Source organism: Lentzea rhizosphaerae (assembly GCF_042649515.1).
GTDB lineage: Bacteria > Actinomycetota > Actinomycetes > Mycobacteriales > Pseudonocardiaceae > Lentzea > Lentzea aerocolonigenes.
Map to the genome: position 1 here is coordinate 328,034 of NZ_JBHRZI010000015.1, position 18,409 is coordinate 346,442.

Sequence of the window (18,409 nt, forward strand, 5' to 3'; positions counted from 1 at the left end):
GCCCCACGCCCGCCGAATTGCTGGCCGGGGTAGCCGGTACTGGCCGCCACGGACCGCAGCCAGACCCAACTGGGAAGGCTATCAGGCACAGTGCTCAGCGGCGCGCTGACGTGCGCAACCCCACCCGGGTGAGGGGCGTGTACACACCGTCCGCACTGCTCACGAGCACCGCTTCCGACGGCTGCCACGGACTGCTCAGGAAGGCCGGCATCGGCTGTCCCCGGTATCCGTACGCCACCGTCAGGTGCGCGAACCAATTGTCGTCCGCGCCTGCTGCCCTTGCCAACTGATTTAAGTCGCCGTCTATTCCGGCCCACAGAACCGTGTCGCGGAAGGTGCCGAAGTTCCTCAGCCGGATTTCCGGCACCTCGTGGCCCTCGAGGGCTTTGAAGCGTTCCTCATCTGCAGTTTCGCCGTGAAAGCACAACGTGATGTGCCACTTTTCCGGCTTGGTCCACTTCACGTCCGGGCCGCTGTCGAGCACCGCTCGGAGCTCGTCCACCACGTGCCGCGGCGGGTAGATCGCGGTGAAGAACTTCACCTGTTGGCGGCCCTGATCGCGCGCCGGAACAGCTCGGCGATCGCCGGGAAGTCGTCGGACAGCATGTCCGCGGCCTGCTGGAGCTCCGTGCGGTCGGCGATGCGGCGCAGCACCGGGTACGCGACGCTCTCGTCGCCGTTGACCGGCAGCGAGTCGCGGGACACGGTCGGCTTGGACTCGCGCACGTCGTCGAGCGCGCGCTGCAACGCCTCCGGCGCCCCGGTCGCCACGTCCGGCGTGAGGACCTTGCGCTCCAGCATGATCATCCGTGCGAGCACGGACGGGTTGCCGATCTTGGCGCGGCGGCCGCTCATCACCTGGCTGAGCATCGGCGCGCTGATCCCCAGCACGTCCGCGAGCTGAGCCTGGGACACGTTGAAGGCCACGACGAGCCGGCGCACCCGGTCACCCAAGGGCTCCCCGTACCACTCCCGCTGCAGCGCGAGGTTGCGCTGCACGATCTTGTGGTCCTCCACCTCAGCCTCTCCCGTAGCCCGCACTCCGACCCGCATCCTGCCAGCCCGCGAACACACCCACGTCCGCTTCGCCCAATCTGACGGTCACGACTCGGCCAGCAGTTCCCTCGTTCGGTCTACATCGCGGTGCATTTGTTCGAGAAGAGCCTCGACGGAGTCGAACTTCTCCATCTCGCGCAGCCGGTCGACGAAGTCCACCGCGACCCGCTGCCCGTAGTAGTCCTCGTCCACGTCCAGCACGAACGCCTCGACCCGCCGTTCCCGCCCGGAGAACGTCGGGTTCGTCCCCACGCTCACCGCGGCCTTGAGCGTCTTGCCCTTGGCGTCGGTGAACCAGCACGCGTAGATGCCGTCGGCCGGCACCGCCGCGAACTTGGGCGTCGACAGGTTGGCCGTCGGGAACCCCAGGTCCTTCCCCCGCCCGTCGCCCTTGACGACGATGCCCTCGAGCCGGTGTGGCCGGCCCAGCGCCTCCGCCGCCGCCTTCACGTCCCCGGCGTCGATGCACGCCCGGACGTAGGTCGACGAGTAGGTCACCTCTTCTGCGGACACCAGATCAGCCCCCTCGGTCACGAATCCGAACCGCTGCCCGAGCTGGCGCAGCAACGCGACGTTACCGGCAGCCTTGTGCCCGAAGGTGAAGTTCTCACCCACCACGACAGCGGCCGCGTGCAGCTTCTCGACGAGCACCTCGTGCACGAACTCGTCCGCGGGCATGCGGGAGGTCTCGAGGCTGAACGGCACCACGACGAAGTGGTCGATGCCGAACTCCTCCACCAGCTCCGCCCTGCGCCGCAGCGTCGTCAGCTGCGCGGGGTGGCTGCCGGGCCGCACGACCTCGGACGGGTGCGGGTCGAACGTCATCAGGACGCTCGGCAGGCCGCGCTCGTCCGCGAGCTCGACGGCCCTGCCGATGAGGGCTTGATGGCCTTTGTGGACACCGTCGAAGACACCGATGGTGACCACGCAGCGGCCCCAGCCGCCGGGGAGGTGATCCAGACCGCGCCAGCGTTGCACGGTGATCAGCCTACGTCGGCGGTGTGCGCCGCCGCAGTCGCAGGTCCGTTCACCCGCCACCGGTCCGCAGGCGCTCGAGCCGAGCGGGATTGCTCAGCACGTTCGACACCATCAAACCGAGGTCGAAGTCCTCCGGCTCCGCGGACGTGAAGTCGAGGTCGGGGTCGATCACGAGGTTCCAGAGGCTCGGCCAGTAGACGCACGACCACAGCACTTCACCGTCCGACAGGATCGTCAGCCGCCGCCTGGGTCCGGCCACCTTCGTCAGCTCCGCCGCCATACCCGGCTCCAGCTCGAACCGCCGCCACCACGACCGCACCCAAAGCCGTCCGTTGCGCCGATAGAACCTGACGAACAGCAACGCTCGCGAAATCCTCATGAAAGCCCCCGGACGGAGCCTAGCCAGCGGGGCTCAGCACCACCACGGGCTTGCACGCGGTGCCCTCGTCCTTGGCCAGCGCGATGACGTGCCCGTCGGGCCCGAACACGCCGTACGTCCCGTCGATCCCGCCCGCCTTGAGCCGCTGCCCGTGCGAAAGCGCCGATGCCTCCTGCGGGTCGATCTCGCGGCGCGGGAACGCCGTGGCCACCGCCGAGTCGAGGTCCAGCGACAGGCCGGGCGTCTCCTCCAGCTGCTCCAGCGTCCGGGCGACGCGCAGGTCGAACGGCCCGACCCTGGTGCGCCGCAACGCACCCAGGTGCCCACCGACACCCAGCGCGGCGCCGAGGTCGCGCGCCAACGCGCGCACGTACGTCCCGGAGGAGCACTCGACCATCACGTCGAGCAGCACCGTCTTGTCCTCACGGCGCGTGAACAGCACGTCGAACCGATGCACCGTCACGGGCCGTGCGGGAATCTCAACCTGCTCACCAGCACGCACCCGCGCGTAGGCCCGCTTGCCGTCGATCTTCACCGCCGACACCGCGGACGGCACCTGCTGGATCGGCCCGGTGAGCTTCGCCACCTCGGCGGCGATCGCGTCGTCGGCCACGTCAGAAGCATCCACAGTGGACAAGACCTCGCCCTCGGCGTCGTCCGTGGTGGTGGACGCCCCGAGCACGATCGTCGCGAGGTAGGCCTTGCTGTCGAGCGCGAGGTGACCGAGCAGCTTCGTGGCCCGCTCGATGCCGAGCACGAGCACGCCCGTGGCCATGGGGTCGAGCGTGCCGGCGTGCCCGACCTTGCGGGTGCCGAGAATCCTGCGCACACGCGCCACCACGTCGTGCGAGGTCATGCCGTCCGGCTTGTCGACGACGACCAGGCCCGGTGCAACAGAGGGTTTCACGGCCGGAAAGCTTAAGCGACGCGCAGAGCGTCCCAACGACGACGCCGCAACTGCACCGGCACGGCCTCCCCGCGCTCCTCGGCAGCGAACACCGCCGCCCGCGCCCGCCGCCACCACACGAGCATCCGCCACCCGCCGAACGCGAGCACCGCCACCAGAAAGCTGAAAGCGACCCGAAACGCCGTGGCAGGCGCCAACACGCCCTCGACGAGGTCCAGCAACACACCAACCCCGAGCGCAGCCACCGTCACCGCGAGAAACCCACCCACGTTGACCAGCCCACTGGCCGTGGACTGCCGGTGCGAGGGGTTGTAGTCCCGCGCCAACGCGAACGCGACCCCGGAAATCGGCCCACCAACCGTCAACACAAGAAACACAACGGCGATAACAGGCACCGGCACGTGCCCACCGGGCCACAACAACAACACGCCCCACCCAGCCAGCGCGAACGCCAGGAACCCACCCGCAATGGGCATCCGCCACTCAGGATTGCGCGAGAACAACGCCCCGATCACCGGACTGGCCACAATCGCCCCGATGACCAACAACCCGAGCGTGGACGACGCGGCCTTGGCCGACATGCCCTGCGCCTGCACGAGGTACGGATACCCCCACAACAACCCGATCACAGCAGGCGTGGACATGGTGCTGAAGTGCGCCCAGAACCCGAGCCGAGTCCCCGGCACACTCCAAGCCGTCCGAACCTTCGGCCAAATCTTCCGAAACGGCACAACCTCGGGCTTCGGCGCCACGAACCCGGCAGGCACGTCCCGCAACCGCCAGAACGCCACACCCGAGTAGGCAGCAGTAACCGCCCCAGCCACGAAGAACGCCCAGGTCCACCCAACGGACCCGAGCATGAGCGTCAACGGCACAGTGGCCACGAGGTTGCCCACCCCACCCAACGCAGCCGTGACCGCCACGACCAACGAGTACTGCCGAGGCGGAAAGTGCGCAGCCACGAGCCGAATGACGCTGATGAACGTCATCGCGTCACCCATCCCCAGCACGGCCCGAGCAACGAGCCCCAGCCCGTACGAGTCAGCGACAGCGAACAGCAACTGCCCGGTCCCCATGAGCAACGCGGCGGCAGTGAGCACCCGCCGAGGCCCAAACCGATCAACGAGCAGCCCGGTAGGAATCTGCATCAGGGCGTAAACCCCGATCTGCAACACGGTGAACACCCCGAGCTGCGCGGGCCCGAGCCCAAACCGCTCACTGGCCTCCAGCCCGGCCACACCAAGCGTGGTCCGGTGAAACACAGCGGCGAAGTAGACGAACACAGCGGTGGTCCAGATCAGCCACGAGGTTCGGGTGGCGCGATCGACCGACGGCAAGACGCACTCTCCCAGGTCGGAGGCGAGCAGATATTAGTTACATCGCCTAAACAACCTTCTTGGTAACGATTCCATGCCGTGAGGTCGGCCACAGGTCCCCACCAGCCAAAACGCCCGTGCCCCCGCTCACACCGCCAGGCCTCCGGGCGGCCAGCGACGCGAAGCAAGGCGCCGAGGGGGCGAAACCGGGCGAGACCGGCCATGCGAACGGAACGCGCAAGGCCAACGGCACACGGCGGACCTGACACGAGCGGAACACGACAAGCGGCGAGGCCGAAGGCCAGCCGCCCCAAGGCGAGGCCGCAGGCGAGCCGAAGCGATGCCGAGCCGTTTTGAGCAAACAACGCTGGTGGGGTGGTCCCCACACGCCGAACACCTACGCAACAGCAAGCCGCCCAACGCAACAGGGGGACGACCTACGAAACCCAGGCCAACCTACGAAACCCAGGCGGACCCAAGACGACCCGACGCGCTCCTACCGAACCGCCCCAACAACAGCCCACTCCCCAGACCGAGCCCTCCACACCACAGCCCCCAACCGCAACACCATGAACGCCGACAGCCCAGTCCAAATCCCAACCAACCCCCACCCGAAAACGTACGAAGCCCAAACCAACGGCAAGAACCCCACCACCGCCGCCCCCAACGTCGCAGTCCGCATGAACCGAACGTCCCCAGCCCCCAACAAAACCCCGTCCAACGCGAACACGACCCCAGCAACCGGTTGCAGCGCAACAAAAAACCACCAAGCATGCGGAATCTCCGCCAACACCCCAGCATCCGAAGTGAACGCCCGAGGCAACACAGAAACCAGGCAAGCGAACAAAACCCCGAGCCCAACCCCGAAAACCAGCCCGTACCGAGTGACCTGCCAAGCCAGCCGCTCAGCCTGCACCCGCCGAGACGCCCCCAACGCCGCCCCCACCAACGACTGCGCGGCGATCGCCAGCGAATCCAGCACCAACGCCAGGAACGTCCACAGCTGCAACACGACCTGATGCGCCCCCACAGCAGCAACAGACGTCCGAGCAGCCACCGAAGCCGCACTCACAAAGCAAGCCTGGAACGCCAAACTCCGCAACACCAGGTCACGCCCCATGCCGAGCTGCGCGCGCATGGCACCCCAATGCGGCGCCAACGGCACCTTCTCCGCGAAGAGCGCGCGCACGAAGAGCCCCGCCGCCAGCACCTGCGCCACCACGTTCGCGACGGCCGACCCCTCGAGCCCCCACCCCGCGCCGTACACCAGCGCCGGGCACAGCACGGCGCTGATGCCGTTGCCGATCAGGATGTACCGCAACGGCCGGCGGGTGTCCTGGACGCCGCGCATCCAGCCGTTGCCGGCCATCGTCACGAGGATGAACGGCGCCCCGAACAACGCGATGCGCACCCACTCCACCGCGGCGTCGGCCACCGCGCCCTCGCCGGCCAGCAGCGACGCCAGCGGGCGCGCGAACAGCTGGCCCAGCACCACCACGAGCAGTCCCGCCGCCAGTGCCAGCCAGGTGGCCTGCACGCCCTCCTCGACGGCGTCGGCGCGGCGGCCAGCACCGTGCAGACGGGCCGTACGGGCCGTCGTGCCGTACGACAGGAACGTCAGCTGCGTCGACACCTGCGTCAGCAGCACCCCGCCGAGCGCCAGGCCCGCCAGCGGCAGCGCGCCCAGGTGCCCGACGACGGCCGTGTCGACGAGCACGTACAACGGCTCGGCCGCCAGCACGCCCAGCGCCGGCACCGCCAACCCGATCACCCGCCGCGCGGGAACCCGATCCTCCACAGGCCGAACCTAGGCGTTCGGGGAGCGCTGTCCATCTGTTTAGCGATGGAAAGCACTCACCTCCTGGGAGCTCCCCGCGCTCGACCGGGTCACTCGCCCACGCTCAACCGGGCCGCTCATCCACGCCCTACCGGGTCGCTCTCCCAGGCCCTCCCGGTTCGCTCACCACGCTCGACCGGGTCACTCGCCCACGCTCGACCAGGTCACTCACCCGCGCCTTACCGGGTCGCTCACCCAGGCTCTCCCGGTTCGCTCGCCACGCTCTTCCGGTTCACTCCCCCACGCCCACCGGTTCGGTCACCCACGACCTACCGGTTCACTCCCCCCCGACCTACCGGTTCGCTCACCCAACGCTCTCCCGGTTCGCTCCCCCGCGCGCTTCCTCGATACGCGAGGCGCGCGTAACAGCGTTTCAGGACCTCCAAGCGCCCTGAACCACCCGATCGAGCGACAAGAAACGCCACCTACGCCCGCTGCGGCAGCCCGAACACCTGCTCGCGCGCGACCGCCAGCGCCGAGTGCAGCGCCCCCGCACGGACCGGGTTCGTGGTGATCTGCGCGAGGTGCACCGGCGTCCGCGGCACCACCAGCTTCAGCAGCTCCGCCGACACCAGGTCGCACAGCGTCTCGCCACCGGCCTGCGCCACTCCACCGGAGAGCAGCACCAGCTCCGGGTCGAGCACGCACACCACGTTCGCCAGCCCCAAAGCGATTCTACGAGCGAGGTCCGACAAGAACGCGCGTCCTTCGGTCCCGGAGGTCAGCGCGTGGGCGACGGCCTCCAGACCCGACGACGCCGAGATCCCGTGCGACGCCGCCAGCGCCACGATCGCGTCGCTGTCGACCTGGTCGCCGTAGCGGCCGCCGGGGACCTGCATCGAGTCGATCTCGCCGGCACCGCCCGTGACACCGCGCAGCAGCACGCCGTTGACGACGACCGCCGACCCGATCTCGTCGGCCGGCCAGAACAGCACGAAGTTCCGCACGCCCACCGCCCTGCCGGAGCTCATCTCCTCCAGCGCGGCGAGGTTGATGTCGTTCTCGATCGACACCGACGTCCCCAGCAGCTCGCGCAGGGTCGCGGGCAGGTCGACGTCCACCAGGCCCGGCAGGTGCGGCGCGAAGCCCAGGTGCCCGGTCGCCGGGTCCACCGCGCCCGGCGTGCCGACCACGACGTGCGACAGCGCGTCGAGCCGGAGACCCGCGAGGGCCGCCGCCTTCTGCACGGTCTCCCGGAACGCCTGCAGCGTGTTCTCCTTGGGCATCGGCGCGCTGTGCTCCGCGAGCAACGAGCCCGTGATGTCCGCGATGACCACGTCGATCAGGTCCGCCGACAACGCCACGGCCGCGACGTGCCCCACCCCGCCGTTGACCGCCCACATCTGCGCGCGCGGGCCGCGCCCACCACCACGCAGGCCGGTGCGGACGACCATGCCGTCCTCCTCCAGCCGCGCCAGCAGCTGGGCGGTCGCGGGCTTGGAGAGGCCGATGACCTCCTCCAGCTCGGCCCGCGTCATCGCACCGCTGCGCAGCAATGTCTCGATCGCGGCCCGGTCGTTGATCTCCCGCAGCAGCCGCGGGCTTCCTGTCCTCGTCATGACCCCACCCGCTCCAACGCGCCCTTGAGCGCGGCGACGACCTGCTCCGCGGGCCCGTCGAAGGTGAACCCGGCGGCCAGCCGGTGCCCACCACCGCCGAGGACCTGCGCCACCTCGCGCACGTCGACCCGGCTCACGGCCCGCAGCGACACCGACCAGAAGCCGGGTCGCAACTCCTTCAACACGGCGGCGACCTCGGCCTCGGAGGTGGAACGCACCACGTCGATCACGCTCTCCACCTCCTCGCTGCGCACATCGCGCGCGTCGTCCAGCCCGACCACCGCGTGCACCAGCCCGAGGCCTCCCGCCGCGCGCTGGTCCAGTTCGGCCCTGCCCAGCACCCGCGACAGCATGCCCAGGTACGCGAACGGATGCGCGTCCATCAACGGCCGCGTGACGCTGTACGCGTCCACTCCGGTCTGCAGCAGCCGGGCGGCCGTCTCGTGCGCCGCCGGCCCCGCCTTGCGAAAGCCCCCAGTGTCCGTGACCAGCCCCGCGTAGATGCACCGCGCGATCGGCTCGTCGATCTCCACGTCCATCTCGTCCAGCAGCTTCAACGCGATGAGCGCCGTCGCCTCCGCGTGCTCGTCGATGCAGTGCACCGTCCCGTACCGCGTGTTCGACACGTGGTGGTCGACGACGATGACCGGACCCGTGCACCGCTCGACCCTGCCGGCCAGCGGCCCGAGTCGCTGCAGGCTGCCGGTGTCCATCACGACCAACAACGAAGGCTCCAGAGGCACCTCGTCGCGGTGGACCAGCAACCCCGCCGTGTCCAACGCCTTCAGCGACTCCGGCACCGTCTCGGGCTCACCGAACGCCACTCGCACCGCGACCCCGCGCCGGTGCAACGCGAGCCCCACCGCCAACGCGCTCCCGAGCGTGTCCGCGTCGGGGTTGATGTGACTCAGCAGGGTCACGTCGCGGGCGTCGGCCAGCAACCGCGCGGCCTCGGCAATGGTGGTGCTCAGGTCGTCTGCCACAGGGAGACGTTAGCTGTTCACCGTCCCGATGTGCTGCAGGGCACCCACGGACAAGACCATGTCCCTCTGGCACGAGGTGAACGGCCCAACCGCGGGTGCCCCGAACAGTGCTGTGTGGACGGTGCGTCAGTCCTCGTCCTCGTCCTCGCGCGGCGCCTTGTACGGATCCGCCTCGCCGGCAGGAGACGCCCCGGCGGCCAGCCTGGCCACCTCGGCGTCGGCGGCCTGAGCCTTGGCCAGCAGCTCGTCCATCTTCCGCGCCGTGTCGGGCACGGTGTCGGTGATGAACGTCAGCGTCGGTGTGAAGCGGACCCCGGTCTGCTGTCCGACCATGGAACGCAGCACGCCCTTGGCCTTCTCCAGCGCCGCCGCGGCACCGGCGAGATCGGGCTCGGAATCCAGACGCTCACCCAGCACCGTGTAGTACACGGTCGCGTCGTGCAGGTCACCGGTCACCTTGGTGTCGGTGATGGTGACCCGAGCCAGACGCGGGTCCTTGACCTCGTGCTCCAGAGCCGAGGCAACGATCTGCGAGATCCGCTTGGCGAGCTTGCGGGCACGTGCCGTGTCGGCCACGAGCCTCCCCTTCCTAGTCGTCCTCCGGCCCGACGAGACGCGTCCGGGCGGAGAGCAGTTCAAGTTCGGGACGTCCGGCGACCAGCCTTTCACAGGCGGCCAGGACGTCCCTGACGTGCTCGGAGTCGGCGGCGACGGCCGCGACCCCGATCAGGCTGCGCCGATGCAGGTCCAGATGACCGGCCTCGGAGACAGCGACCTCGAAGCGCTTGCGCAGCTCCGCCACGACAGGGCGGACCACCGAGCGCTTCTCCTTCAACGAGTGGACGTCACCGAGCAGCACGTCCAGTTCCAGAGCCCCCACGTACATGGGCAAGATCCTCCAGAAGAAAAGGGTGCGGAGCCACCGGTTAAACGGCTCCGCACCCCTCACGTCAACCGACTAGGCGCGCGGCTTCTCGCGCATCTCGAAGGTCTCGATGATGTCTTCCAGCTTGAGGTCGCTGTAGTTGCCGAGCGTGAGACCACACTCGAAACCTTCGCGGACCTCGGTGGCGTCGTCCTTGAACCGCTTGAGCGAGCTGATCGGGAGGTTCTCCGCGATCACCTTGCCGTCACGGATCAGGCGAGCACGCGCGTTGCGGCGGATCTCGCCCGACAGGACCATGCAACCCGCGATCGTGCCGACCTTGGAGGACTTGAAGACGTCGCGGATCTCGGCGCGGCCGAGCTGGACCTCTTCGAACTCCGGCTTGAGGAGACCCTTGAGGGCCGCCTCGATCTCGTCGATCGCCTGGTAGATGACCGTGTAGTACCGGACGTCCACACCTTCGCGGTTCGCGAGCTCGGTCGCCTTGCCCTCGGCCCGGACGTTGAAGCCCAGGACGATGGCGGAGCCGGCCACGGCGAGGTTGATGTCGCCTTCGGTGATGCCACCGACACCGCGGTGGATCACGCGCAGCTCGACGTCGTCGCCGACCTCGATCTTCATGAGCGCGTCCTCGAGGGCCTCGACGGTACCCGAGTTGTCACCCTTGATGATCAAGGTGAGAGCGCTGGTTTCCTTCAGCGCCGCATCCAGGTCTTCCAGGCTGACGCGCTTGCGCTTCGCGGCGTTGGCGGCGTTGCGAGTGCGGGCCTGGCGACGCTCGGCGATCTGGCGAGCGACGCGGTCCTCCTCGACCACGAGGAACGTGTCACCGGCGCGCGGCACCGACGTCAGACCGATGACCTGCACCGGACGCGACGGGGTCGCGTCGTGCACGTCGTCGCCGTGCTCGTCCACCATGCGGCGGACGCGGCCGTAGGCGTCGCCGGCGACGATCGAGTCGCCGACGCGCAGCGTGCCGCGCTGGACCAGCACCGTGGCGACCGGACCGCGACCGCGGTCGAGGTGCGCCTCGATCGCGACACCCTGGGCCTCCATGTCCGGGTTGGCCCGGAGGTCCAGCGAAGCGTCGGCGGTCAACAGGATGGCCTCGAGGAGGCTGTCGATGTTGATGCCCTGCTTCGCCGAGATGTCGACGAACATCGTGTCGCCGCCGTACTCCTCGGCGACCAGGCCGTACTCCGTCAGCTGCTGACGGATCTTGGCCGGGTTGGCGCCTTCCTTGTCGATCTTGTTGACCGCGACCACGATCGGCGCCTCGGCGGCCTGGGCGTGGTTGATCGCCTCGACCGTCTGCGGCATCACGCCGTCGTCGGCTGCGACGACGATGACCGCGATGTCGGTCGCGTTCGCACCACGGGCACGCATGGCGGTGAACGCCTCGTGACCGGGGGTGTCGATGAAGGTGATGAGCCGCGGGTTGCCCTCGAGCTCCGTCTCCACCTGGTACGCACCGATGTGCTGGGTGATGCCACCGGCCTCGCCCTCGTGCACCTTCGCCTTGCGAATGGTGTCGAGGAGTCGCGTCTTACCGTGGTCGACGTGACCCATGACGGTCACGACCGGCGGGCGAACCTGCAGGTCGTCCTCGTCACCGGCGTCCTCGCCGTAGGTGATGTCGAACGTCTCGAGCAGCTCGCGGTCCTCCTCCTCGGGGGACACGACCTGCACGACGTAGTTCATCTCGGAGCCGAGCAGCTCCAGGATCTCGTCGGACACCGACTGGGTCGCCGTGACCATCTCGCCCAGGTGGAAGAGCACCTGCACGAGCGACGCCGGGTTGGCGTTGATCTTGTCGGCGAAGTCGGTCAGCGAGGCACCGCGCGGCAGGCGGATCGTCTCGCCACTGCCCTTGGGCAGGCGGACGCCACCGACCGAAGGCGCCTGCATGTTGTCCATGTACTCCTGGCGCTTCTGCCGCTTGGACTTGCGTCCACGACGCGCCGGACCACCCGGACGACCGAAGGCACCAGCGGTACCGCCGCGACCAGCGCCGCCGCCACCGCCACCGGGACGGCCGCGGAAACCGCCGCCACCACCGGCCGGGGCGCCGCCACCGGCACCGCCACCACCGCCGGGACGGAAGCCACCGCCTCCGCCACCGCCGCCACCGGGACGGAAGCCGCCACCGCCGCCTCCGCCGCCACCGCCGCGGAAGCCACCGCCTCCGCCGCCGCCTCCGCCGCCACCGCCGCGGAAGCCGCCACCGCCGCCGCCACCACCGGGACGACCGCCACCGCCACCGGGACGGCCACCGCCGCCACCAGGACCAGGACGGTTACCGCCGGCCGGACGGCCCGGCATCATGCCGGGGTTCGGGCGAGGAGGCATGTTGCCCGGGTTCGGGCGAGGACCACCCTGACCGGGAGCGGGGCGAGGACCACCCTGGCCGGGCGCGGGACGGGGACCGCCCTGCGCGGCAGCCGGACGCTGACCACCCTGACCGGGAGCGCCACCGGGACGGGGGCTCGACGGACGCGGGTCGCCGGGCTTCGGGCCGGAGGGGCGGTCGCCCTGCTCCGGACGCGGGCCGGGACGAGGTCCGGGACGCGGCGAGGGAGCGTTGCCGCCACCGACGCCGAACGGGTTGTTGCCCGGACGCGGGGCACGCGGGCCGGCAGGCTTGGGAGACTGCGGGCGCGGCGGCACCACGGACGGGGACTGCGCACCAGCGGACGCGGCCGGGGCCTGCGGCTGCTGGGGCTCAGGCTGCTGCTGCGGTGCCGGGCGCGGGCCCGGACGCGGGCCACCCGGCTTGGCGCCGGGAGCCGGAGCGGCCTTGGGGGCTGCCGGAGCCGACGCGGCGGGTGCCGCTGCGGCCGGAGCCTGGGTCTGAGAGGGAGCCGGTGCGGGCGCCGCGGGAGCCGGAGCCTGCGCGGCAGGAGCTGCCGGAGCGGGCTTCGGGGCCGGCGGACGCGGAGCAGCCGGACGCGGACCGGGCACGCCCTTGGGCGCGGCCGGCTTGGAGTCGGACGCCGCCGGCTTGGACTCCGCCGGTGCGGCGGGCGCTGCGGCGGCAGCGGGTGCCGGAGCCTTGGGCTTCGGAGCGGACGGCTTGGGAGCCGGCTTCGAGGACTTGGCTTCGTAGGCGTCACGAAGCCGCCGGGCCACGGGGGCCTCGACGGTCGAAGACGCGGACTTCACGTACTCGCCCTGTTCGGCGAGCTTGTTGAGAACTTCCTTGCTCGTAACACCGAGCTCTTTCGCGAGCTCATGCACGCGGGCCTTGCCTGCCACTGCTCTCCTTGGTCGTGAGGCCGGCGGGCAAGTCCCATCGACCTCGTCTTAACGTCGCGCGTTCATGTCTTCAGCTTCACGGCTGACTCATGACGGGTCGACCTGCTTCCTTGTTGCTTGCTGGCCACGGGGCTGTCCCGCGGCCAAGTTCCCGTGCTGCTCCAGGTGCTCGCGCAACAAAGCGACGTCGAGTGCTCCCTGGACCCGGAGGGCCCGCGAGAACGCCCGTCGCCGCTCGGCGTTGCGCAGACATTCGAGATCGAAATGCAACCAAGCACCCCGACCAGGAAGTCGCCTGCGGACGTCCGGAACCACCGAACCGTCCACCGCGACCACACGCAGCAGCTCAGAGGGCAACGTCCGGGTGCGGCATCCAATGCACGTGCGAACAGGGCCGATGTGTTGGGTGACCGGACCCGACGTTGAACCGTTGATAAGTCTATCCCCTGGAGCTCATTCGGCCGAACTGGATGTGACTGCTCCGGCAGCCGGCGACTCCGCGTCGCTGCGGATGTCGATGCGCCAGCCGGTCAGGCGGGCGGCGAGGCGGGCGTTCTGCCCCTCCTTGCCGATCGCCAGCGACAGTTGGAAGTCCGGGACCACGACACGGGCCGTCTTGGCACGCTCGTCGAGCACCCGCACGGACACAACCTTCGCAGGTGACAAAGCATTCCCGACGAAAGTTGCCGGGTCGTCCGAGAAGTCGATGATGTCGATCTTCTCGCCGCCGAGCTCGTGCATCACGTTGCGCACGCGGGCACCCATCGGGCCGATGCAGGCGCCCTTGGCGTTCACTCCGGCAACCGTTGATTTCACCGCGATCTTCGAACGGTGACCTGCCTCACGTGCCACCGCGGGGATCTCCACGGTGCCGTCCGCGATCTCCGGAACCTCGAGGGCGAAGAGCCGCCGCACGAGGTTCGGGTGCGTCCGCGAAAGAGCGATCTGCGGTCCGCGCGCACCGCGGGACACGCTCACGACGTAGCACTTGATGCGCTCGCCGTGGTTGTACTGCTCGCCCGGCACCTGCTCGGCCGGCGGCAGCACGCCCTCGGTGTCACCCACCTGGACGACGACCATGCCGCGGGCGTTCGCGCGGGCGTCACGCTGCACCACACCGGCGATGATCTCGCCCTCCTTGGCGGCGAACTCGCCGAAGGTGCGCTCGTGCTCGGCGTCGCGCAGGCGCTGCAGGATGACCTGGCGCGCGGTGGTGGCGGCGATGCGGCCGAAGCCTTCCGGAGTGTCGTCCCACTCCTCCTGCACCACGCCGTCCGGCCCCAGCTCCTGCGCGAGCACGCGCACGACGCCGGTCTTGCGGTCGATCTCCACCCGCGAGTGCGAGTGATGCCCTTCGGTGTGCTTGTAGGCGGTCAGCAGTGCTGACTCGATCGCCTCCAGGACCGTCTCGAAGGGGATGTCCTTTTCACGTTCGATCGCCCTCAGGGCGGCGATGTCGACGTTCACCTCGGCTCCTCCTTCGGTGCTTTCCGAGTGAGCCGAGCCAGTTCCTCGACCGGCGGCTGCTTGAACTCGATCTCCATGACCGCGCGTTCGATGTGGCGGTACTCCACGCGCCGCAGCTCGCCCTGGTGCAGCAGCTCGACCCCGGTCTCGTCGCACTCCCCGACCCGGCCGAACCACTCGACCTGCTCGGGCTGCTTGATCTTCACGAGACGCAGGTGCGCGCGCTTCCAGTGGCGCGGGCGGGTGAGCGGGCGGTCGACACCCGGCGAGGTGACCTCGAGGGTGTACGGCCCGTTGATCAGGTGGTCGTGCGCGTCGAGCGCGGCGGAGACCACGCGGCTCGCCTCGGCGACCTCGTCGAGCCCGATGCCGTCCTCGCCGTCCACGACGACCTTGACCAGACGGCGGCGCCCAGCCTGATTCACGTCGAGCGCGTCGAGGTCGAAGCCGATGGCTTCGAGAGCTTCCCGCACAACGGGTGCTAGCTGCGCGGAAAGCTCTCCGCGCGGCGGGCTGGACACGTGGTGTCTCCTTCAGTTCGAACGCATGAAAACCCCGGCCGACGCGAAACCCGGCGGCCGTGGACGCCAAGACTATCTCGTTCGCCCGCCTCCCACCGACCCGCACGGCTGCTGGCAATATGGGTTCGCGTGATCTCCGAATCGGTCAGCCGCCGCCGCGTGCTGTTCGCGGTGGCCGCCGCACCGCTCGCCGTTGCGTGCACCACAGAACCTCCCGCACCACCGCCGCCGGATCCGTTGTCCGCTCTCGCCGCTCAGGCCCGTGCGGACGCGAAGCTGGCGCAGTCGCTCACGTCGGTGCCTGCGGCCGCGGAGATCGCCAAGGCCCGTGAGACGCACGCAGGCCTGCTGCAGGCCGAGGTCGACCGCGAACGCCCGCCGCTGTCCTCCACGGCCCCGCCCGCTCCCACCAGCCCGCCGACGCCACCGGATCCGCTGGCGGCGCTGCGGACCGCGCTCGACGACGCCGTCCGCGACGCCTCCACCCTCGTCGCCTCGCTGCCCAGCCACCGGGCAGGCCTCGTCGGGTCGGTGGCGGCCGGCTGCGCCTCGCTGCGGGAGGTGCTCGCGTGAACGTGGACGCCGTGCAGACCGCGCTCGGGACCGAGCACGCCGCGTTGTGGACCTACGGCCTGGTGTCGGCGTTCCTGGGCAACCAGGCCGCGGCCGTCGCGGAGGGCGCCAACGCGCACCGGGCGCGCCGCGACACGACCGAGAGGTGGCTGCGGGACAAGGGCGCGACACCGAACCCGCCCGCCGCGGCCTACCTGCCGCCCGCACCGGTGTCGGACGGCCCTTCCGCACTCGCCGCGCTCGCCGCCGTCGAGCAGGACACCTGTGCCGCGTGGCACGGCGTCCTCGAACGGACCGACGACGCCGCGCTGCGGACGTCGGCACTGGAGGCGCTGACGACGGCGGCCGTGCGGGCGACGCGGTGGCGCAAGGCGGCGGGCACGAACCCGGCGTCGATCACGATGCCCGGTGTCGCCTCTGGCTGAGGGCGTCTGCAAGTACCACCAACACGGAGTTGGGGGTACTTGCAAACGCCAAACGATCAGCCGCCGAAGGAGGACGCGAGCCTGATCGCGTCCGCGGAGACCCTCTTCATCTCCTTGTTGTGCGCGAGCGCGTCCGTCCCCTTGTTCGGCGAGTCCGACTCGACGATCACGACCTCCTGGCCGCGCTGCTCGGAGGCGTACCCGCCGTTGGCCAGCGTGGTCAGCGGCGGCACGCTGATGGCCTTGTCCAGCACCAGGTCCTTGACGTTGCCGGTGCCGTCCTTCTGGGTCAGCTCGCGCAGCTGCCTGGCCTCCTCGGCGTTGCGCATCTTCACCACGGACACCGACGAGTACACGGCCCGGCCGTCCTGCAGCTTCGCCGTGTAGAACGCCCGCGTCAGCTGCAGGCACGGCGTGGTCTTGAAGAACGCCTGCGTCTGCCCCGTCGCGTGGGCCGCGCAGTCGCTGTCCTTCACCGGCTCCGGCAGCTGCCCGACCGTGGTGAACTCGAACTCGCCCGCGGTCTTCTGCGGTTGCGCGACGGGTTTGTCGATCGGCTCGGACGGCTGCAACACCCACCACACGAACCCCGACACCACCGCGACGCCGACGAGTGCCAGCGCCTTGCCCAGCCACGCTCTGCGCGGGGGCGCGGGCGGCGGAGGGGGCAGGTGCCCCTGGCGGTTGTCCATGATCGACTGGAGCTTCATCAGCTCGTCGGCAGGGTAGAGCGGTGCGGTGTCGGACGGCCTCGGTGGGAAGCGAGGCAGGTTCTGGGTCACCTCTTCAGGTGACTGACGTGGTTCCGACACAAGGACCCACGGTAACGGACGGCGGTCAGCCAAGCGCTGCGAGCACCCGATCAACGTCCTCGACCGTGTTGTACATGTGACACGCGAACCTGGTCCGACCTGCGCGAACCGACGAAACGACACCCGGAACGGGTGGTACGTCGACGGAGACGATCGACGAACCGTTCGACGGCAGACCGAGTCCGGCGAGCAGGTGATCCGTCAGCTTCACGCAGTGCGCCCGCACGGCCTCCAGGTCCAGCGACGCCACCCACGGCAGCGCCACCGCCGCACCGAGGTGCGCGAACCAGGTCGGCGAGAGGTCGAACCGCCTCGCGTCCGGACGGAGCACCAGCTCGGTGCCGTAGTTCTCCTCCGTGCTGTACCAGTTCGCGGCCAACGGCTTGAGGAAGTCCAGCCGGTCCGGCCGCACCGCCATCCAGGCCGCGCCGCGGGGAGCCATCAGCCACTTGTAGGAGACTCCGACGACGAAATCCGCCCACGCCAACGACAACGGCATCCACCCGGCTGCCTGCGAGACGTCCAGCAGCACCGGTTTGCCGCTCGACCTCAGCGCTTCGAGGTCCGCGACCCTGCCGTCCGCCGACTGGACCACGCTCGTCGCCACGAGATCCGCGGCGTTCACTGCGGACACGATCTCGTGGCCCGCCGCGACGAAGGGCAGCGTGACGCTGGTGAACTCGCCGGGTTCGACGAAGACCTTCGACCCCGCCGGCAACGCCTGGGCGACCAGCGAGACGAACTGCGAGACCGTGGCGCCGCACGCGATCGACGTCTCGGGCACTCCGACCAGCCGGCCGAACGCCTGACGTGAGGTCTCGACCACGAGGGTGAAGTCCGACGACGTGTCCTCGCCGCGCCGCCACCGTTCGTGAGCGCCCGCCACCGCGTTCGCGACGTGCCGGGGAGGCACCCCGATGGACGCCGTGTTCAGGTAGCCGGGCTGGACGTCGAAGACGGCACCGAAGGCCTCACGCATGGGCGAGCTGCTTGCCGCGCTTGCGCCGCGCGTAGACCTGCTTGCGCACTCGAGCGATCACGGTTCCATCCTGCCCGACCACGTCCGTGTCGAACCAGACCAACGCCTTCTCACCGTTCGCCGTCTGCTCCAGCACCTGCTCGACGTGCTCGTCGGCCAGCCGGAACTCCGCGTACACGGTGCCGCGGCCGGGAGCGATGAACTCGATCTCGCCGGCCTGGTCCCACACCACGTGCTCGTTGTTGAGCTGGTTGAACAGCAACAGCACCCAGAACGGGTCGGTCATCGCGAACAGCGAACCGCCGAAGTGCGTGCCGAAGAAGTTGCGGTTCCACGGACGTAGACGCATGCGCACGCGCGCATAGCGGTAGTCCGGCGAGATCTCCTCGACACGGATGCCGGCGAACAGGAACGGCGGCCACAGGTTCATCCCGAAGCGCAGGCGGCTTGCCTTCATAAAAAACAGTGTTACACAA

20 protein-coding genes are annotated in these 18,409 nt (G+C 69.6%); 2 read left to right on the forward strand and 18 right to left on the reverse strand.

The window, feature by feature from the left end; genetic code table 11:
• Nucleotides 1-94: 94 nt before the first annotated feature.
• From ACFOWZ_RS18460 to rimP, 15 genes are all read right to left on the reverse strand, one after another.
• Nucleotides 95-541 (reverse strand): 2'-5' RNA ligase family protein, encoded by a 447-nt coding sequence (locus ACFOWZ_RS18460; RefSeq protein ID WP_382374028.1) that lies wholly within the window; start codon nucleotides 539-541, stop codon nucleotides 95-97.
• Nucleotides 538-1,017: a helix-turn-helix domain-containing protein gene (locus tag ACFOWZ_RS18465; RefSeq protein WP_382374030.1), complete on the reverse strand. Its 480-nt coding sequence runs from the start codon at nucleotides 1,015-1,017 to the stop codon at nucleotides 538-540. The genes ACFOWZ_RS18460 and ACFOWZ_RS18465 overlap by 4 nt, the downstream gene beginning before the upstream one ends.
• An 84-nt stretch (nucleotides 1,018-1,101) precedes the next feature.
• Entirely contained in the window at nucleotides 1,102-2,034 is a 933-nt protein-coding gene (locus ACFOWZ_RS18470) for a bifunctional riboflavin kinase/FAD synthetase (protein ID WP_382374032.1), read from the reverse strand.
• A 49-nt stretch (nucleotides 2,035-2,083) separates the two neighbouring features.
• Nucleotides 2,084-2,413 carry a hypothetical protein gene (locus tag ACFOWZ_RS18475; RefSeq protein ID WP_382374034.1) on the reverse strand — a complete coding sequence of 110 codons (330 nt, stop codon included), beginning with the start codon at nucleotides 2,411-2,413 and terminating at the stop codon, nucleotides 2,084-2,086.
• A gap of 19 nt (nucleotides 2,414-2,432) precedes the next feature.
• Nucleotides 2,433-3,320, reverse strand: coding sequence for a tRNA pseudouridine(55) synthase TruB (gene truB / locus ACFOWZ_RS18480; protein WP_382374036.1), 888 nt, complete (start codon nucleotides 3,318-3,320; stop codon nucleotides 2,433-2,435).
• 11 nt (nucleotides 3,321-3,331) lie between these two features.
• Nucleotides 3,332-4,657, reverse strand: coding sequence for an MFS transporter (locus ACFOWZ_RS18485; RefSeq protein ID WP_382374038.1), 1,326 nt, complete (start codon nucleotides 4,655-4,657; stop codon nucleotides 3,332-3,334).
• 475 nt (nucleotides 4,658-5,132) lie between these two features.
• Nucleotides 5,133-6,434: an MATE family efflux transporter gene (locus tag ACFOWZ_RS18490; RefSeq protein ID WP_382374040.1), complete on the reverse strand. Its 1,302-nt coding sequence runs from the start codon at nucleotides 6,432-6,434 to the stop codon at nucleotides 5,133-5,135.
• Nucleotides 6,435-6,898: 464 nt separating this feature from the next.
• Entirely contained in the window at nucleotides 6,899-8,032 is a 1,134-nt protein-coding gene (locus tag ACFOWZ_RS18495; RefSeq protein ID WP_382374042.1) for an ROK family transcriptional regulator, read from the reverse strand.
• A complete protein-coding gene (locus ACFOWZ_RS18500) occupies nucleotides 8,029-9,015 on the reverse strand; it encodes a DHH family phosphoesterase (RefSeq protein ID WP_382374044.1) in 987 nt (328 codons plus the stop codon). Before ACFOWZ_RS18500 ends, ACFOWZ_RS18495 begins: the two co-directional genes overlap by 4 nt.
• Nucleotides 9,016-9,141: 126 nt before the next feature.
• A complete protein-coding gene (gene rbfA / locus ACFOWZ_RS18505) occupies nucleotides 9,142-9,591 on the reverse strand; it encodes a 30S ribosome-binding factor RbfA (RefSeq protein ID WP_382374046.1) in 450 nt (149 codons plus the stop codon).
• A 13-nt stretch (nucleotides 9,592-9,604) separates the two neighbouring features.
• A complete protein-coding gene (locus ACFOWZ_RS18510) occupies nucleotides 9,605-9,901 on the reverse strand; it encodes a DUF503 domain-containing protein (protein WP_382374048.1) in 297 nt (98 codons plus the stop codon).
• A gap of 72 nt (nucleotides 9,902-9,973) precedes the next feature.
• Nucleotides 9,974-13,156, reverse strand: coding sequence for a translation initiation factor IF-2 (gene infB / locus ACFOWZ_RS18515; RefSeq protein ID WP_382374050.1), 3,183 nt, complete (start codon nucleotides 13,154-13,156; stop codon nucleotides 9,974-9,976).
• Nucleotides 13,157-13,243: 87 nt separating this feature from the next.
• Nucleotides 13,244-13,492, reverse strand: a complete 249-nt coding sequence (locus ACFOWZ_RS18520) for a YlxR family protein (protein ID WP_382374053.1) — start codon at nucleotides 13,490-13,492, stop codon at nucleotides 13,244-13,246.
• Nucleotides 13,493-13,609: 117 nt separating this feature from the next.
• Nucleotides 13,610-14,623: a transcription termination factor NusA gene (gene nusA, locus ACFOWZ_RS18525; RefSeq protein ID WP_030472878.1), complete on the reverse strand. Its 1,014-nt coding sequence runs from the start codon at nucleotides 14,621-14,623 to the stop codon at nucleotides 13,610-13,612.
• Complete coding sequence (gene rimP, locus ACFOWZ_RS18530; RefSeq protein ID WP_382374055.1) at nucleotides 14,620-15,144, reverse strand: ribosome maturation factor RimP; 525 nt, start codon at nucleotides 15,142-15,144, stop codon at nucleotides 14,620-14,622. Before rimP ends, nusA begins: the two co-directional genes overlap by 4 nt.
• Nucleotides 15,145-15,273: 129 nt before the next feature.
• On the opposite strand from rimP, the gene ACFOWZ_RS18535 reads away from it, so the two are divergent.
• Nucleotides 15,274-15,717 carry a hypothetical protein gene (locus tag ACFOWZ_RS18535; protein ID WP_382374057.1) on the forward strand — a complete coding sequence of 148 codons (444 nt, stop codon included), beginning with the start codon at nucleotides 15,274-15,276 and terminating at the stop codon, nucleotides 15,715-15,717.
• Entirely contained in the window at nucleotides 15,714-16,142 is a 429-nt protein-coding gene (locus ACFOWZ_RS18540; RefSeq protein ID WP_382374059.1) for a ferritin-like domain-containing protein, read from the forward strand. Before ACFOWZ_RS18535 ends, ACFOWZ_RS18540 begins: the two co-directional genes overlap by 4 nt.
• 56 nt (nucleotides 16,143-16,198) lie before the next feature.
• Here ACFOWZ_RS18540 and ACFOWZ_RS18545 read toward each other — a convergent pair whose 3' ends face one another.
• From ACFOWZ_RS18545 to ACFOWZ_RS18555, 3 genes are read right to left on the reverse strand one after another with little or no spacing between them, the layout of a single operon-like run.
• Nucleotides 16,199-16,924, reverse strand: a complete 726-nt coding sequence (locus ACFOWZ_RS18545) for a hypothetical protein (protein ID WP_382374061.1) — start codon at nucleotides 16,922-16,924, stop codon at nucleotides 16,199-16,201.
• A gap of 55 nt (nucleotides 16,925-16,979) precedes the next feature.
• On the reverse strand, nucleotides 16,980-17,933 hold the full coding sequence (locus ACFOWZ_RS18550) for an aminotransferase class V-fold PLP-dependent enzyme (protein WP_382374063.1): 954 nt from the start codon (nucleotides 17,931-17,933) through the stop codon (nucleotides 16,980-16,982).
• Entirely contained in the window at nucleotides 17,926-18,390 is a 465-nt protein-coding gene (locus ACFOWZ_RS18555) for a DUF4442 domain-containing protein (protein ID WP_382374065.1), read from the reverse strand. The genes ACFOWZ_RS18550 and ACFOWZ_RS18555 overlap by 8 nt, the downstream gene beginning before the upstream one ends.
• Nucleotides 18,391-18,409: the final 19 nt, after the last annotated feature.